The 17,019-nt window shown below is 71.2% G+C and carries 13 protein-coding genes; 7 read left to right on the plus strand and 6 right to left on the minus strand.

The features are described from left to right. Positions 1-106 precede the first annotated feature (106 nt). Entirely contained in the window at positions 107-2,563 is a 2,457-nt protein-coding gene (locus tag ACH4C6_RS19635; RefSeq protein WP_398109845.1) for a DNA topoisomerase (ATP-hydrolyzing) subunit A, read from the plus strand. Here ACH4C6_RS19635 and ACH4C6_RS19640 read toward each other — a convergent pair. Further along, a complete protein-coding gene (locus ACH4C6_RS19640; RefSeq protein WP_398109846.1) occupies positions 2,560-3,663 on the minus strand; it encodes a CobW family GTP-binding protein in 1,104 nt (367 codons plus the stop codon). The two genes, ACH4C6_RS19635 and ACH4C6_RS19640, sit on opposite strands and share 4 nt — an antisense overlap. Positions 3,664-4,011: 348 nt before the next feature. Between ACH4C6_RS19640 and ACH4C6_RS19645 the strand changes: the two genes are divergently transcribed. Then, on the plus strand, positions 4,012-4,722 hold the full coding sequence (locus ACH4C6_RS19645) for a DUF6082 family protein (RefSeq protein WP_398109847.1): 711 nt from the start codon (positions 4,012-4,014) through the stop codon (positions 4,720-4,722). 11 nt (positions 4,723-4,733) lie between these two features. On the opposite strand, the gene ACH4C6_RS19650 is transcribed toward ACH4C6_RS19645, so the two are convergent. After that, on the minus strand, positions 4,734-5,894 hold the full coding sequence (locus ACH4C6_RS19650; RefSeq protein ID WP_398109848.1) for a citrate synthase: 1,161 nt from the start codon (positions 5,892-5,894) through the stop codon (positions 4,734-4,736). A 110-nt stretch (positions 5,895-6,004) separates the two neighbouring features. On the opposite strand from ACH4C6_RS19650, the gene ACH4C6_RS19655 reads away from it, so the two are divergent. From ACH4C6_RS19655 to ACH4C6_RS19670, 4 genes are all read left to right on the plus strand, one after another. Continuing rightward, the gene (locus tag ACH4C6_RS19655; protein ID WP_398109849.1) at positions 6,005-7,264 is read left to right on the plus strand and encodes a citrate/2-methylcitrate synthase; all 1,260 of its coding nucleotides are present in this window, start codon (positions 6,005-6,007) and stop codon (positions 7,262-7,264) included. Between the two features lie 53 nt (positions 7,265-7,317). After that, on the plus strand, positions 7,318-8,262 hold the full coding sequence (locus ACH4C6_RS19660) for a sucrase ferredoxin (protein ID WP_398109850.1): 945 nt from the start codon (positions 7,318-7,320) through the stop codon (positions 8,260-8,262). Positions 8,263-8,385: 123 nt separating this feature from the next. After that, complete coding sequence (locus tag ACH4C6_RS19665; protein WP_398109851.1) at positions 8,386-10,056, plus strand: ATP-binding protein; 1,671 nt, start codon at positions 8,386-8,388, stop codon at positions 10,054-10,056. Then, entirely contained in the window at positions 10,056-10,736 is a 681-nt protein-coding gene (locus tag ACH4C6_RS19670; protein ID WP_398109852.1) for a response regulator, read from the plus strand. The genes ACH4C6_RS19665 and ACH4C6_RS19670 overlap by 1 nt, the downstream gene beginning before the upstream one ends. 128 nt (positions 10,737-10,864) lie before the next feature. Here ACH4C6_RS19670 and ACH4C6_RS19675 read toward each other — a convergent pair whose 3' ends face one another. The 3 genes from ACH4C6_RS19675 to ACH4C6_RS19685 form a co-directional block, all read right to left on the minus strand. Beyond that, complete coding sequence (locus tag ACH4C6_RS19675; protein WP_398109853.1) at positions 10,865-12,463, minus strand: cation acetate symporter; 1,599 nt, start codon at positions 12,461-12,463, stop codon at positions 10,865-10,867. Continuing rightward, on the minus strand, positions 12,460-13,011 hold the full coding sequence (locus ACH4C6_RS19680) for a DUF485 domain-containing protein (protein WP_398109854.1): 552 nt from the start codon (positions 13,009-13,011) through the stop codon (positions 12,460-12,462). The genes ACH4C6_RS19675 and ACH4C6_RS19680 overlap by 4 nt, the downstream gene beginning before the upstream one ends. A 168-nt stretch (positions 13,012-13,179) precedes the next feature. Then, positions 13,180-15,303, minus strand: a complete 2,124-nt coding sequence (locus ACH4C6_RS19685) for a type IIA DNA topoisomerase subunit B (RefSeq protein ID WP_398109855.1) — start codon at positions 15,301-15,303, stop codon at positions 13,180-13,182. Between the two features lie 440 nt (positions 15,304-15,743). Here ACH4C6_RS19685 and ACH4C6_RS19690 point away from each other — a divergent pair, with 440 nt between their 5' ends. After that, positions 15,744-15,974 carry a hypothetical protein gene (locus ACH4C6_RS19690; protein ID WP_398109856.1) on the plus strand — a complete coding sequence of 77 codons (231 nt, stop codon included), beginning with the start codon at positions 15,744-15,746 and terminating at the stop codon, positions 15,972-15,974. A gap of 133 nt (positions 15,975-16,107) precedes the next feature. On the opposite strand, the gene ACH4C6_RS19695 is transcribed toward ACH4C6_RS19690, so the two are convergent. Beyond that, a complete protein-coding gene (locus ACH4C6_RS19695) occupies positions 16,108-16,929 on the minus strand; it encodes a S1 family peptidase (protein WP_398109857.1) in 822 nt (273 codons plus the stop codon). Between the last annotated feature and the right edge of the window lie 90 nt (positions 16,930-17,019).

Consider the following 17,019-nt stretch of genomic DNA (forward strand, 5'->3'; position numbering starts at 1 on the left):
GGGGGCGCGGGCGCCGCTTGTCCCGGGGCCTGGTCCCGCTTGTCAGTGCGGCGGTCCACAATGGTCCGCGTCAGATCTGGATCGCAGCAGCAAGGAGCCGGCAGCGATGGCCCGCCGCAGCACGAAGACCCCGCCGCCCGACGACTCGTACGAGGAGCGGATCCTCGACATCGACGTCGTCGACGAGATGCAGGGCTCCTTCCTCGAGTACGCGTACTCGGTCATCTACTCCCGGGCCCTGCCGGACGCCCGCGACGGTCTCAAGCCGGTGCACCGGCGCATCGTGTACCAGATGAGCGAGATGGGCCTGCGCCCCGAGCGGGGGTACGTCAAGTGCGCCCGTGTCGTCGGCGAGGTGATGGGCAAGCTGCACCCGCACGGCGACGCGTCGATCTACGACGCCCTGGTGCGCATGGCCCAGCCGTTCTCCATGCGCGTCCCCCTGGTGGACGGCCACGGCAACTTCGGCTCGCTGGGCAACGACGACCCGCCGGCCGCCATGCGGTACACCGAGTGCCGCATGGCCGAGGCGACGAGCCTGATGACGGAGTCGATCGACGAGGACACCGTCGACTTCAACCCCAACTACGACGGCCAGGAGCAGGAACCGGCCGCGCTGCCCGCCGCCTTCCCGAACCTGCTGGTCAACGGCGCCTCGGGTATCGCGGTCGGCATGGCGACGAACATGCCGCCGCACAACCTGCGCGAGGTCATCGCCGCGGCACGCCACCTGATCAGGCACCCGAACGCGGACCTCGACGCCCTGATGAAGCACGTCCCCGGTCCGGACCTGCCCACCGGCGGCCGCATCGTCGGCCTGTCCGGCATCCGCGACGCCTACGAGAGCGGCCGGGGCACGTTCAAGATCCGCGCGACCGTGGCGGTGGAGCAGGTCACGGCCCGCCGCAAGGGCCTGATCGTCACCGAGCTGCCCTTCGCGGTCGGCCCCGAGAAGGTCATCGCCAAGATCAAGGACCTGGTCGGCTCGAAGAAGCTCCAGGGCATCGCCGACGTCAAGGACCTCACCGACCGCGAGCACGGCCTGCGCCTGGTCATCGAGATCAAGAACGGCTTCGTGCCGGAGGCGGTCCTGGAGCAGCTGTACAAGCTGACGCCGATGGAGGAGTCCTTCGGCATCAACAACGTCGCCCTGGTCGACGGCCAGCCGCTCACGCTGGGCCTGAAGGAGCTGCTGGAGGTCTACCTCGACCACCGCTTCACCGTGGTGCGGCGGCGCTCGGAGTTCCGCCGCGGCAAGAAGCGCGACCGGCTGCACCTGGTCGAGGGCCTGCTGACGGCCCTGCTGGACATCGACGAGGTCATCCGCCTGATCCGCTCCAGCGAGAACTCCGCCCAGGCCAAGCAGCGCCTGATGGAGCACTTCTCGCTGAGCGAGGTGCAGACGCAGTACATCCTCGACACGCCGCTGCGCCGGCTGACCCGGTACGACCGCATCGAGCTGGAGACGGAGAAGGACCGGCTCAACGCGGAGATCGAGGAGCTGACCCGGATCCTCGACTCGGACGCGGAGCTGCGCAAGCTGGTCTCCTCTGAACTGGCCGCGGTCGCCAAGAAGTTCGGCACCGACCGGCGCACGGTCCTGCTGGAGTCGGGCGGCGCTCCGGTCGCGGCCGTACCGCTGCAGGTGGCGGACGACCCGTGCCGGGTGCTGCTGTCCTCTACGGGTCTGCTGGCCCGTACGGCCGACGCCGAGCCGTTCGCGGAGGACGCCGGCGCCAAGCGCGCCAAGCACGACGTGATCGTCTCGGCGGTACCGGCGACGGCCCGCGGCGAGATCGGCGTGGTGACCTCCTCGGGCCGGCTGCTGCGGCTGAACGTGGTCGACCTGCCGCAGCTCCCGCAGCCCCTGCCGACGCCGAACCTGGCGGGCGGCGCCCCGCTGGCGGAGTTCGTGTCGCTGGAGGGCGACGAGACGGTCGTCTGCCTGACCACCCTCGACGAGTCGTCCCCGGGCCTGGCGCTCGGCACGCAGCAGGGCGTCGTCAAGCGCGTCGTGCCGGACTACCCGTCCAACAAGGAGGAGCTGGAGGTGATCACCCTCAAGGAGGGTGACCGGATCGTCGGTGCCGTCGAGCTGCGCACCGGGGACGAGGACCTGGTGTTCATCACCGACGACGCCCAGCTGCTGCGCTTCCAGGCGTCCCAGGTCCGCCCGCAGGGGCGTCCGGCCGGCGGTGTGGCCGGCATCAAGCTGGCCGAGGGGGTGAAGGTCATCTCCTTCACGGCGGTGGACCCGGCCGCGGACGCGGTCGTCTTCACGGTCGCGGGCTCGCGGGGGACGCTGGACGACTCGGTGCAGACGACGGCCAAGCTGACCCCGTTCGACCAGTACCCGCGCAAGGGCCGGGCGACCGGCGGTGTCCGCTGCCAGCGGTTCCTGAAGGGCGAGGACTGCCTGTCCCTGGCCTGGGCCGGGCCCGCCCCGGCCCGTGCCGCACAGAAGAACGGCGCCCCGGCCGCCCTGCCGGACATCGACCCCCGCCGCGACGGGTCGGGTGTGTCCCTGGCGAAGACGGTGGCCGTGGTGGCCGGGCCGGTCTAGGCCGGCGGTTCCTCCGCGGGTTCCTCCCCGCCGGTGCGCACATAGCGCAGGACGCCCCACATGCCGTGCTCGTCGGCGTGTGGGGCGTCGTCCTTGCACGCCTCCAGTTCCTTGCCGAGGGCGGTGGTGTCGATGCCGGAGCCGATGAGGACGAGCTGGGTGAGGCGTTCGCCGCCGGCCGGCCAGGGCTCGGGGTAGAAGCGCAGGAACCGTCCCACGGCGTGCACGGCGTACCGGTTGCGCACGTCGTACGGCCCGAAGTCGACGTAGCCCTTGATGCGGTACAGCCCCGAGGGGCGGCTGTCGAGGAAGGCCATCAGCCGGCGGGGGTCGAGGGGCGCGGACGAGACGAACGAGACGCTGTCGTAGGCGGTGTGCAGGTGCCCGGCGTGCCCGCCGGGCGCGTCGTTCTCGTCGTGCTCGGGGTGCTCGTCGTGCTCCTCGTGCTCGTGCAGGTCGTCGAAGGAGAGCTGTCCGATGCGCTCCTCGCTCGGCCGGCAGTCGAAGAGGAACTCGGGGTCGATGCGGCCGTAGGTGGCCGGAACGACGGCGGCTCCGTCGGTGAGCGACCTGACCAGCCCGAGGACGCGTTCGCCGTCGGCCGCGCGGTCGAGTTTGTTGACCACGACGAGGTCGGCCAGCGCGAGGTGGCGGTCGATCCCGGGGTGGCGGGAGCGGGTCGCGTCGAACTCGGCGGCGTCGACGACCTCGACCAGTCCGCCGTAGACGACGCCGGGATGTGCGCTGGCGAGCAGCATCCGGACCAGCTCCTGCGGTTCGGCCAGGCCGCTGGCCTCGATGACGATGACGTCGATGCCGAGGGAGGGGGCCGCGAGCCGCTCCAGGTACGTGTCGAGTTCGCTCGCGTCGACCGCGCAGCACAGGCACCCGTTGCCCAGGGAGACCGTCGAGTCGCCGAGCGCCCCGGCCACGGCCATCGCGTCGATCTCCACGGCCCCGAAGTCGTTGACGATCGCGCCGATGCGGCTGCCGCCGCTGCGGTGCAGGAGGTGGTTGAGCAGAGTGGTCTTGCCCGAGCCGAGGAATCCGGCCAGGACCACGACCGGGATCTGCTGCGGTTGCGGGCTCGCCTGACGCACCGTGCGACCTCTTTCACGCCGACGCGCGCACCGGCTCACGGTGGCGGCACACGCGGGGGGATGGGATACCGGTCCAGGATACGAGCCAGGGGGTTGCGAGGGGCACCATCATCCTCCGGTAGGCGCGGAGTAGCTCGCCTTCGAGCGGGGCCAAGGGATGCGCAAGGCGTCCGAAAATGTCGTCCGGTCATAGCAGAGTGTGGTTCGTTATCGCCGTCTCGCCTCCCGTACACGAGAGAACCATTCGGACGTCAAGCGGTGCGACCCAATAGCAGGGCACCTGATCTCCCTCGCGCTCCCCATGCACTGGGAAGGGAACCTCGTTTTCCACCACACCGATGGGGAAGCATGACGCAGATGCCGGGAGGGCGGATGGATCAACGACGGTTGAAACATGTGCTGCTGTGGGGTGTGGCAACCCTGCTGGGGGTGACACTCGTCGGTGCCGCGTCCGTGGTGATCAGTGGTTGGCTCCTGGCCGGCGTGGAGGAGGCGAACGGTGGACGCCGGGAGGCAGTCGAACGCAGCGCGGTAGGTGACTACTTCGGCGGCGTGAGCGCCGTATTCTCCGGCCTCGCTCTTCTGCTGCTGGTCTTCACTCTGCTCTTCCAGCAGCGGGAGTTGCGCCTGCAGCGCGAAGAGCTCAACCTGCAGCGCCAGGAACTCATCGCCTCCCGCCAGGAACTACGTCGCAGCGCGAGAGCCGATCTACGAGCCCTGCACGTCCAATTGACCGAGATGGCGATGAACGATGCTGCGCTTGCCGGCGTGTGGAATGACTATCCCGACGAGCCACACGAAGTAGTCCGCCAGCACTTGTTCGCCAACCTGACTTTCGGCCACTTCCTCCTCTTCTACGAGTGGGGAGAGATCTCCGAAGAGGAGTTGCTCGAGTACGCCCGCACCCTCCTCAGGAGCCCGCTGTTTCAGCGGTACTGGGAGGCCTCACGCAGGGGAAAGGAGGGCCTTTCCCCTGACAGCCACGAGGGACGCCTGTTCCGCATCTTCGAGCAGGCCGTCCGCGACATACAGGGCCGAGGTACTCCCAGCACGCCTTGAGACGGCGGCCCTCAGGCGGGCACCGGCTCCGGTGCCTCAGGTCCCACGTAGCGGGCCACCGGGCGGATGATCTTCGTGTCCTCCGCCTGCTCCAGGATGTTCGCGCTCCAGCCCACCGCCCGCGCGGCGGCGAACGTCGGGGTGAACATCTCGCGGGGCAGACCGCAGAGTTCCATCACGACACCCGCGTAGTACTCGACGTTGGTGTGCAGCTCCCGGCCGGGCTTCAGCTCCGCCAGGATCGCCTCGACGTGCCGCTCGACCTCGATCGCGAAGTCCACCCGCGGGCCGCCGAACGACCGGGCGACCTCCCGCAGCATCCGTGACCGCGGGTCCTCCGTGCGGTAGATCGCGTGCCCGAACCCCATGATGCGGTCCCCGGCCAACACCCGCTCGCGCACCCAGGAGTCGATGCGGTCCGGGCTGCCGATCGCGTCCAGGGTGTCCAGCGCGCGGCTGGGCGCACCACCGTGCAGCGGTCCCGACAGCGCCGCGACCGCGCCCGCCAGACACGCCGCCACGTCCGCCCCGGTCGAGGCGATGACCCGGGCGGTGAACGTCGACGCGTTGAAACCGTGGTCGATGGTGGAGATCAGGTACTGCTCGATCGCCCGGGCATGCCGCTCGTCCGGTGTTGATCCGGTCAACATGTAGAGGTAGTTGGCCGCGTAGGAAAGGTCCGGCCGGGGTTCGATCGGCTCCTGCCCGTGGCCCAGCCGGTGCAGCGCGGTGAGCAGGGTGGGGACGGCCGCCGCCGCCTCCAGCGTGTTCTGCCGACGCTCCTCCTCGTCGATGTCGTACACGGGGCGGAAACCCTTCGCCGCACCCAGCAGCGACAGCGCCGTCCGCATCCCCGCGAGCGGGCCGGAACGTCCGCCCGCCGCAGCAATGGCGGGCAGCGCCGCCCGCACCTCGCCGGGCAGCGCCCGCAGAGCGGCGGTCTCGGCCGCGAAGGCCGCGCGCTGTACGGGGCCGGGCAGTTCACCGTGGACGAGGAGGTACCAGACGTCCTCGAATCCCCGGCTGCGGGCCAGATCGACCGCCGAGTACTGCCGGTAATGGTAGAAGCCTTCGCGCCCTCGGACGTCGCCGATGCGGGTGTCGGTGACGACGACACCGGCGAGCCCCCGGGGCGCTTCGAGAAGAGCACCTGCGGACCTGTTGACGGACATGTCTGCCTCCCTGAACTTGATCCGACTGTCCATGATTGACTGAATGCCTGTCAATATTGATTGAATCAATGCAACAGTCAATGGACCAGCGGACGGATACGGTGACCCTCATGCGCGATCAAGAGACCGCCTCACCGGGCACGGAACGGCGGCTGACCACCAAGGAGGCCGCCGAACTGCTCGGCGTGAAACCGGAGACCCTGTACGCGTACGTGAGTCGCGGGCAGCTCAGCAGCCGGCGAGCAGCCGGCGGCCGGGGCAGCACCTTCGACGCCGCGGAGGTCGAAGCGCTCGCCCGGCGCAACCGGCGGGAGAGCGCCACCGGTCCCGGCTCCGGCGGAGAGCTGGGCGTACGCACCCGCATCACGCTGATCGAGGGCGACCGGTACTACTTCCGCGGCGTCGACGCGGTCGACCTGGCAGCCCGGCACACCTACGAAGAGGTCGCCGAGTGGCTGTGGACCGGCCGGCTGCGCCCGGGCGTCACGTTCGACGCACCCGCGCCCGCCGTCGCCGTCGCCCGCCGCGCGGTCGAGGCCCTGCCCGAACACGCCTCCCCCGCCGACCGGTTGCGCGTCGCGACCATCGCCGCCGCCACCGCCGACCCGCTGCGCTTCGACCTGTCCGAGGACGCCGTGCTCGGCACCGCGCGCACGCTCATCCCCACCCTCGTCGCCGCCCTCCCCCCGGCCTGGCACGGACGACGGGACGACGGCCCTCTGGCCCACCGCCTGTGGACCCGGCTGTCGCACCGCGAGGACCCGGACGAGGCGTCCCTGCGGGCCCTCGACACCGCACTGGCCCTCCTCGTCGACCACGACCTGGCCGCCTCCACGCTCGCGGTGCGTGTCGCGGCCTCGGCCCGGGCCCACGCCTATGCGGCCGTCTCCGCCGGGCTCGGTGTGATCGAGGGCCCGTTGCACGGTGCGGCCAGCGGGCTGGCGCACCGGCTCCTGCACGACGTGCTCGACCGGGGTGACGCGGCACCGGTGATCGCGGACGAGCTCCGCGCCGGCCGCCGCATCCCCGGACTGGGCCACCGCCTGTATCAGGGCGAGGACCCACGCGCGCGTGCCCTGTTCGCCCTCCTGGAGCGCGTCCCGCGCGCGGAGCCCGCCCTGCTCGCCGCCCGCGACATCGTCGAGACGGCCGCCCGCCACACACCGCTGCACGCCAACGTCGACCTGGCGCTGGCCGTGCTCACCACCTCCTGCGGCATGCCCGCCAGTGCCGGCGAGACGATCTTCGCCGTGGCCCGGACGGCGGGCTGGGTCGCCCATGCGCTGGAGGAGTACGGCGAACGCCCCCTGCGCATGCGCCCGAGCGGTCTGTACGTCGGGCCGAGGCCGCCGCAACCCCTGCCGGAGTAGGCAGGGGCGGGGCCGAAATGAGCTCCCGCCCAACTCAGGTTAGGCTCACCTCTGTGAGTACGTGCTCAAGCGTCTCCCGGGACTCCGACGAGCCCGTTGCGGGGACCGCGGCCATCGCGAGGACCTGGCTGTTGCTGGAACAGCCCGGCCCATGGGGTGCCAAGGCGCTCACTTCGAGCCACCTGGACCCCGTGGTGGGCCGTGCCCTGGAGGCGGCCGCCAAGGACACGGGCGTACGGATCGTGCTCATCCGCCGCCCCGGGCGGCACGCGGACCGCAGGATGCCCGCCACGCGCCGGGTGTTCGCGGCGCACACCGTCCCGGGGAACGTCTGGCTGCACAGCGCCACGACCTCCGATCCGGCCCGGTTGCTCGACCTCGACCTCGCCGCCCTCGGCCGGGGCGAGCACTCCGGCTTCGACGCCGTACTCGGCGGCCGGGCCCACGAGGGCGACCCCCTCGCCCTCGTCTGCACCAACGGCAAGCGTGACCGCTGCTGCGCCCTCCTCGGCAGGCCGCTCGCCGCCGAACTGGCCTCCTCGGGGGTTCAGGGCGTCTGGGAGGTCACCCATCTGGGTGGTCACCGCTTCTCCCCGACGGCCCTGGTCCTGCCGTACGGCTACGCCTACGGCCGTGCGGAGGCCCACGCCCTCAAGGAAGTCCTGCACCGCGCTCAGGAGGGTCGCGTCGTCGTGGCGGGCTGCCGGGGAAGGTCGGCCTGGGAGCGGCCCGGCCAGGCGGCCGAGCTGGCCGTGCGCCAGGCGACGGGCGAGGACGCTGCGGAGGCCCTGCGCGTGGTGCGGACGGCGGGCGCGGCACCGCGCTGGGAGGTGACGGTCGCCCACGTCGACGGACGCCGCTGGCGGGTCGACGTGGCCCAGGGCGCCGCACTGCCGCCGCGTCCGGAGAGCTGCGGGGCGGCTGTCCTCGGCTCCCCCGCGCGGATGGACGTGGTGGCGGTGCGCGAGGACAGTCTGACGTCCGCCCTGGCGAGCTGACCGTCCGTGTGACCGATGCGTCCACCGTGCAGTGTGGATCCGCCGAGCGTGTCCAGGTGTTGATCAAGAGATCCATGCCACACCCGTCACGGCAGGTGGACGGCCGCACGTACCGTCTTGGGTATGAGCCCCACTGCACCCGTTCGCCGCCTGCGCCTCGGCCTGCCCCGGCGGGTGTTCTCGCAGGTACTGCTGATGCAGGTGGCGATCGCCGCGGGAGTCGCGGTCCTCGCGACGGGACTGTTCCTCGCGCCGCTCGGCGACCAGCTCGACGACCAGGCGATGCGCCGCGCGCTGGCGATCGCGCAGACGACCGCGCAGCAGCCGGGGCTCGCCGAGGAGGTCCGGGACACACCGCCCACGGTGAACGGCCCGGTGCAGCAGGAGGCGGAGCGGATCCGCGAGGCCACCAAGGCGGAGTACATCGTGGTGATGGACTGGCGGGGCGTGCGCTGGTCCCACACCGACCCGAAGCAGATCGGCGGCATCGTCTCCACCGACCCCGGCCAGGCGCTGGCCGGCCGGGAGGTCATGGAGATCGACAACGGCACCCTGGGCCGTTCCGCCCGCGGCAAGGTGCCCCTGCGCGACGGTGACGGCACCGTGGTCGGCGCGGTCTCCGTCGGCATCGCCTACGACAGCGTCCGGGCCCGGCTGATCCACGCCATCCCCGGTCTGCTCGCCTACGCCGGCGGCGCGCTGGCCGTGGGGGCGCTGGCCGCCTGGCTCATCTCCCGGCGGGTCCAGCGGCAGACCAGGGACCTGGCCTTCTCGGACATCGCGGCGCTGCTGTCGGAACGCGAGGCGATGCTGCACGGCATCCGCGAGGGGGTCGTCGCCCTGGACCGCACCGGCCGTATCCGGCTCGTCAACGACGAGGGGCAGCGCCTGCTCGGCCTCGGGGACACCGTGGTCGGCCGCACCCCCGACGAGGCGCTCGGCCCGGGCCGTACGGCCGACGTGCTGGCCGGGCGGGTCACCGGCACCGATCTGCTCACCGTGCGCGGCCAGCGGGTGCTGGTCGCCAACCGCATGCCCACGGACGACGGCGGCGCCGTGGCCACCTTGCGCGACCGCACGGAGCTGGAGCAACTGGGCCGCGAACTCGACTCCACACGCGGTCTGATCGACGCCCTGCGCGCCCAGGACCACGAACACGCCAACCGGATGCACACCCTGCTGGGGCTGCTCGAACTGGAGATGTACGACGACGCCGTCGAGTTCGTCGGCGAGGTCGTCGGCGACCACCGGGCGACCGCGGAGCAGGTGACCGGGCGCATCGAGGACCCTCTGGTCGCGGCCCTGCTGGTGGGCAAGGCGACCGTCGCGGCCGAGCGGGGCGTCGCCCTCGGGGTGTCCGACCGGACCCGGCTGCCCCACCGGCTGGTCGACCCGCAGGGGCTCGTCACCGTCGTCGGGAACCTGGTGGACAACGCCCTGGACGCCGTGGCGGGCACACCGCACGCGCGCGTGGAGGTCGAACTGCGCACCGAGGGCCGTACGGCGATCCTGAGGGTGCGGGACACGGGGCCGGGAATCCCGCCCGGACAACGCGAGTTGATCTTCACCGAGGGATGGTCCACGAAGAAGCCCCCGGCGCACCGGGAGCGGGGCATCGGACTGTCTCTGGTGCGCCGGCTGGCCATGCGGCAGGGTGGCAGCGCCACGGTCGGCGAGGCACACGGCGGGGGCGCCGAGTTCACGGTCGTCCTGCCGGACGCGCTGACCGAGGCCGGCCCGGCACCGGCCCTGACCGGGACGCCGTCCCGCCCGGCCCCACAGGAGGAGTCGTGATGATCGAGGTGCTGGTCGTGGACGACGACGCCAGGGTGGCCCGCGTGAACGCCGCCTATGTGGAGAAGGTGCCCGGCTTCCACGTCGCCGGTGAGGCCCACAGCGCCGCGGACGCACTGCACCAGCTGGAGACGCTGCCGAGGCTGGACCTGGTGCTGCTGGATCACTACCTGCCCGACGAGACGGGACTGGCCGTGGTCCAGGAGATGCGCCGGCGCGGCCTGCACACCGACGTGATCATGGTGACGGCGGCCCGGGACGTCTCGACCGTCCAGGCGGCCATGCGGCACGGGGCGCTGCAGTACCTGGTCAAGCCGTTCGCCTTCGCCGGACTGCGCGCCAAGCTGGAGGCGTACGCGGAGTTGCGCCGCACCCTGGACGGTGGCGGGGAGGCGGAGCAGGCCGAGGTCGACCGCATCTTCGGGGCCCTGTCGGCCGGTTCGGAGCCCTCCCTGCCCAAGGGGCACTCCCCCACCACGGCGGAACTCGTCCGCCAGTCCCTGATGAACGCCGACGGCCCCCTGTCCGCCCAGGAGATCGCCGAACGGACCGGAGTGAGCCGGCAGACCGCTCAGCGCTATCTGAAGCTCCTGGAGCGCACCGGAAGGGCCAGGCTGACCCTGAAGTACGGCGACGCGGGCCGCCCGGAACACCGTTACGTGTGGGCGACCCGCGGCTGACGGCTCCGTCCGGCCGTCCGACCGACCGCCCGGGCGGTCCTGACGCGGCCCCCGCCTCCGGGACCGGCTTCCGAGGGAGGGCGTCGCGGTCGCTCCTACGCCGCCCCCGCCCCCGTCGGCGGTTGCTCCTACGCCGCCCCCGCCCCCGTCAGCGACCGCACCTCGGTCTCCGCCTGCTTGGCCTCGTCCGGCACTTCCGCCGAGGTGACCGTGCCGAGCCAGCCCGCGAGGAAGCCCAGCGGTATCGAGACCAGGCCCGGGTTCTGCAGCGGGAAGTACTGGAAGTCGGCGTCGGGGAACAGCGCGTCGGGGCTGCCCGAAACCACCGGGGACAGCCCCACGAGGACCACCGCGGGGATCAGCCCTCCGTAGACGGCCCACACCGCGCCCCGGGTGGTGAAGCCGCGCCAGAACAGGGAGTAGAGCAGCACGGGAAGGTTCGCCGACGCGGCGACGGCGAAGGCCAGGCCCACCAGGAACGCCACGTTCAGGTCCCTGGCGAGCAGCCCGAGGGCGATCGCCACCACCCCGACCCCGACGGCCGCGACACGGGCCACCGCGACCTCGCTGCGCGGCTTGCCGCCCTTGCCCTTGCGCCGCAAGGACGCGTACAGATCGTGGGCGACCGAAGCGGAGGACGCGAGCGTGATGCCGGCGACCACGGCCAGGATCGTGGCGAAGGCGACCGCGGCGACGATCGCGAACAGCACCGTGCCGCCCGTGGACCCGGCGCCACCGCCCAGGTCGAGCGCCAGCAGGGGGACCGCGGTGTTCCCGGAGGCGTTGGAGGCGCGCACCACGTCCGGTCCCAGGACGGCCGCCGCCCCGAACCCGAGCACGACCGTCATCAGGTAGAAGCCGCCGATGAGACCGATGGCCCAGACGACGGAGCGACGCGCGGCCCGTGCGGTGGGCACGGTGTAGAAGCGGGACAGGATGTGCGGCAGCCCCGCGGTCCCCAGGACCAGGGCCAGTCCCAGGCTGATGAAGTCGAACCGGGCCGTCCAGTCCCCGCCGTAGCGCAGTCCGGGCGCGAGGAACGCCTGTCCGTGGCCGCTGCGTTCGGCCGCCGTGAGCAGCAGCAGGTCCAGGTCGCCGTGGAACCGCAGCAGGACGAGCACGGTCAGCGCGGCACTTCCGCCGAGCAGCAGCACCGTCTTGACGATCTGGATCCATGTCGTGGCCCGCATGCCGCCCAGCGACACGTAGATCACCATGAGCACGCCGACCCCGACGACGGTCCAGGACCGGGCCGCCTCGCTCGTGCCGCCCAGGAGCAGCGCCACCAGGCTGCCGGCGCCGACCATCTGCGCCACCAGGTACAGCACGGACACGGTCACGGACGACGTCCCCGCCGCGATCCGTACCGGCCGCTCCCTCATGCGCGCCGCCACCACGTCGGCGAGGGTGAAGCGCCCGCAGTTGCGGACGAGTTCGGCGACCAGGAACAGCACCACCAGCCAGGCCACGAGAAACCCGACGACGTACAGCAGTCCGTCGTAGCCGAACAGCGCGATGAGGCCGGCGACTCCCAGGAAGCTCGCCGCCGACATGTAGTCGCCCGCGATGGCGAAACCGTTTTCCATGGGCGAGAAGAGCCTCCCGCCGGCGTAGAACTCCTCCGCAGAGCCCCGCCGGTTGCGGCTCACCCAGGTGGTGATCCCCAGGGTGACCGCGACGAACACGCTGAACAGCAGCAGCGCCAGCGTCTGATGCTCACTCGTCACGAGGCTCCTCCGTTCGCCTCGCGCGTCAGCTCCTGGGTGTCCCAGCGCAGTTCGAGCGCGGCCCGGTCCCTGCGCAGCCGCGCGTGCCGCGCGTACGCCCAGGTGAGCAGGAAGGTCGTGAGGAACTGCCCGAGCCCCGCGGCCATCCCGACGTTCATCGCCCCGGCCACGGGCCGCGCCATGAGCTGCGGCGCCGTCGTCGCGGCCACGACGTATCCCACGTACCAGGTGAAGAACACCGCGCAGGCCGGGACCACGAACCTCCGGTACCGCCGCCGCACCTCCTGGAAGGCCGCGCTGCGCTGCACCTCCAGGTAGATGTCCGCAGCGGCGACGCCGGTCTCCCCCTCGCGCGCCGGCGGGGCGACCGCCTGCGCCGGGACGTCGGCCGACTCCCCCCAGCCGCTGGCGAGGGCGTCGTACCAGGGGTCGTCGTACCTCGGCTGTCCGGCCGCCCCGGCCGGGTCCGGTTCACGGCCGTGGAGTTGCTCGACCGGACTCTCCTGACCGGCCCCGACCCCGCGGGGACGATCCTTGCTTGACTGCATGGTCAAGGATGGACAGAACGGGAAGATCCCCGACTCTTCTTCCCCGCGCTCTTCACCCCATCAGGTGACGCACCCTGCCGGTGGCCGCGCGAGCCCCTTCCGCAGGCGTAACGGACCGTGGAGCCCTCGGGGCCGTGAACCTCCGGCTCACGACCCCGCCCGGTCCGGCTACGCGTCGATCCGCGACCGGTCCAGCGTCGCCGCCGAGTTGGAGATGAACTCCTTGCGCGGCGCCACGTCGTTGCCCATCAGCAGATCGAAGACCTGCTCCGCGGCCTCCAGGTCGGACAGGTTGATCCGGCGCAGCGTGCGGTGGCGCGGGTCCATGGTCGTCTCGGCCAGCTGGTCCGCGTCCATCTCGCCCAGACCCTTGTAGCGCTGGATCGAGTCCTTGTAGCGGACGCCCTTGGTCTGGAACTCCATGAGCTTGTCGCGCAGTTCCCGGTCCGAGTACGTGTAGACGTACTTGTCCTGCCCCTTCTTCGGCTGCACGATCTCGATCCGGTGCAGCGGCGGCACCGCGGCGAAGACCCGGCCCGCCTCGACCATCGGCCGCATGTAGCGGTGGAAGAGGGTCAGGAGCAGCGTGCGGATGTGGGACCCGTCGACGTCGGCGTCGGTCATCATGATGATCTTGCCGTAGCGGGCCGTGTCGATGTCGAAGGTGCGGCCCGAGCCGGCTCCTATGACCTGGATGATCGCTCCGCACTCGGCGTTCTTGAGCATGTCGGTCACGGACGACTTCTGCACGTTGAGGATCTTGCCCCGGATCGGCAGCAACGCCTGGAACTCGGAGTTCCGCGCGAGCTTGGCGGTGCCGAGCGCGGAGTCACCCTCGACGATGAACAGCTCGCTGCGGTCCACGTCGTCGCTGCGGCAGTCGGCGAGCTTGGCGGGCAGGGACGAGGACTCCAGGGCCGTCTTGCGGCGCTGGGCGTCCTTGTGCTGCCGGGCGGCGATACGCGTACGGGCCGCGGCGACGGCCTTCTCCATCACGACACGCGCCTGCTGGGCCGCGTCCCGCTTGGTGGACGTCAGGAACGCCTTCAGTTCCTTGCTGATCACGGTGTTCACGATGCGGCGGGCCGCCGAGGTCCCGAGGACTTCCTTGGTCTGCCCCTCGAACTGGGGCTCCGCGAGGCGCACGGTGACGACCGCCGTCATCCCCTCCAGGGCGTCGTCCTTGACGATGTCGTCCTCGGCGACGCGCAGCAGCTTCTTCGCCCGCAGCACCTCGTTCATCGTCGTGGCGACGGCCTGCTCGAAGCCGGCGACGTGGGTGCCGCCCTTGGGGGTGGCGATGATGTTCACGAACGACTTCAGGGTCGTGTCGTATCCCGTGCCCCACCGGAGCGCGACGTCGACGTCGAGTTCACGGGTGACCTGGGTGGGCGTCATCTGCCCGTGCTCGTCCAGGACGGGGACGGTCTCCCGGAAGGTGCCCTGTCCGGAGAAGCGCAGGACGTCGCAGATCGGCTTGTCGGAGGCCAGGTACTCGCAGAACTCGCTGATGCCGCCGTCGAAGCGGAAGGACTCCTCGCCCTTGCTGCCGCCCTCGCCGAGGCCGTACTCGTCGCGCACGACGATGGTCAGGCCGGGCACCAGGAAGGCGGTCTGGCGGGCGCGCTGGTGCAGGTTCTCCAGGGAGAGCTTGGCGTCCTTGAGGAAGATCTGGCGGTCGGCCCAGTAGCGCACGCGCGTGCCGGTGCGGGACTTCGGGATCTTCTTGGCCTTGCGCAGTCCGCTCTTCGCCTCGAACTTGGCGTCGGGGCCGTTGCCGGAGAAGGCGCCGGGGACACCGCGGCGGAAGCTGATCGCGTGGGCGTGGCCCCCGCGGTCCACCTCGACGTCCAGGCGGGCGGACAGGGCGTTCACCACGGAGGCGCCGACGCCGTGCAGGCCGCCGGAGGCGGCGTAGGAGCCGCCGCCGAACTTGCCGCCGGCGTGCAGCTTGGTCATGACGACCTCGACACCCGAGAGGCCGGTCTTGGGCTCGACGTCGACCGGGATGCCCCGGCCGTTGTCCCGGACCTCGACCGAGCCGTCGTCGTGGAGGATCACCTCGATGTGGTCGCAGAAGCCGCCCAGGGCCTCGTCGACCGAGTTGTCGATGATCTCCCAGAGGCAGTGCATGAGGCCACGACTGTCGGTCGAGCCGATGTACATTCCGGGGCGCTTGCGCACGGCCTCGAGCCCCTCGAGGACGAGCAGGTGCCGCGCGGTGTAGTTGGAACCGTCCCGCTCTGCTCCTGCCAGCAGAGCTGTGGACGGCACGGACGTATCGGCGGTCACGCGGTTCGCTCCTCGCTGAATTTCAGATGGGGCCCTCGTGGGTAAGGGCGCGGCTTCGTTCACCGGTGAGAGGGTACCGAGGCCTGGTAGAGCGGTTGTCACGCCACCCTCGTCGAAAACTCAGACTAGTCCACAGTCGCATGCTTGTTCGATCCCTCGATGGAGTGAAGCACACATCACGTTCCCTTCGAGGCATGAACCATTTAGGCTCCGGGCACGTCCTCATGAACAACCGGCAACCCAGCCGGGAGGACCGACCACCGATACATGCGAAGCCCCGTAAGACACAGAGACACGCAATACGGCACATTCGCCGCCAACCGGCAGCAGACAGCCGCCTCGCAAGATTTTTTCGAGGAAAAGCCACGAGCGGGAACGTTTTGGGGCTGGTTGGATGTTGACCCTGGTACGACAGCTCGTCGAGCTAGAGAAGAGGCGACGTGACTACTGTTCTGACCCCTGCGAGCCAGTTGACGGCCGCTGATCGCTGCGACCGCTGCGGCGCCCAGGCGTACGTACGCGTCGTCCTGCTCAGCGGTGGAGAGCTGCTCTTCTGCGCCCACCACGGGCGCAAGTTCGAGCCGGAACTCAAGAAGATCGCCGCTGAGATACAGGACGAGACGGAGCGGCTCACGGCCGTTCCCGCGACTGCCTCCGAAGAAGAGCGCTGACACCTCGCGTCCGACGACGAGCCAGCACGGCACAGGCCGGTGAACGGGCGGCTGCCTCTGCACCCAGAGGCAGCCGCCCGTCCTCGTCCCCACGCGGCGGTTCAGGCGCCGTGACAGGCCCTGGCGGGCCGTCTCACGACCGGTCCCAGCCCAGCGCGCGCATGATCTCCGAGACGCGCATGTAGACCCCCGGGTTGCCGGCCCGGCCGCAGCCGATCCCCCAGGACACGAGCCCGATCAGCCGCCCCTGGGCCACCAGCGGCCCCCCGCTGTCCCCCTGGCAGGCGTCCCTGCCGCCCTCCGTCTCTCCGGCGCAGAGCATCGTCCGGGCGTCGTACGTCCCGTCCACGCCCCCCGGATACGCCTCCTCGCAGACCTCGTCGGCGAGCACCCGCACCGGCGCCGCCCGCAGGCTGCTTGGGTACTCCCCGGCGCCCGAGATGTCGCCCCAGCCGTACACGGTCGCCGCGCCACCCGCCGTGTACGCGGGGTCACCGTCCGGGGCCATCTCGACGACCGACTCGCGGGGCAGCGGTTCCGCGAGGCCGACTACGGCGAAGTCCCCGGAGTTGCTCGCGCCGTCGTACGCCGGGTTGATCCAGGTGCGCTCCACGGCGACCTCCCGGCCCGACCCGTCGGTGAGATCCGTGCGCCCCGCTATGACCTTCAGGTCCCGCACCCGCTCCGGCGGCCCGCCGAGTGCCTCCCGGCCGAGACAGTGGGCGGCCGTGAGCACGGTGCTGGGGCCCACCACGGCGCCTCCACAGAACTGCCCGGCCCGTGTACCCCCGAACCGGTCACGGCTCGCCAGAGCCACCGTCCAGGGGCTCTGTGCCACGTCGACCGGGAAGCCGCCTATGACGACACGGTCGGAGGCCTCGGCGGCGCCGGCGCTCACGGGTATGACGGACAGCGTGGCTGCGAGGGCCACGGCTCGGGCAAGGCGACGACGCATACCTGCTCCTCACTCCTTGGTGCCGTTGAAACACCCAGAGTGATCCACGGCGCCGCCCCTCGCACCCGCGCGGGCGGCACGGCGCAAGGC

Source organism: Streptomyces sp. NPDC017943 (assembly GCF_044328425.1).
Lineage (GTDB): Bacteria > Actinomycetota > Actinomycetes > Streptomycetales > Streptomycetaceae > Streptomyces > Streptomyces djakartensis_A.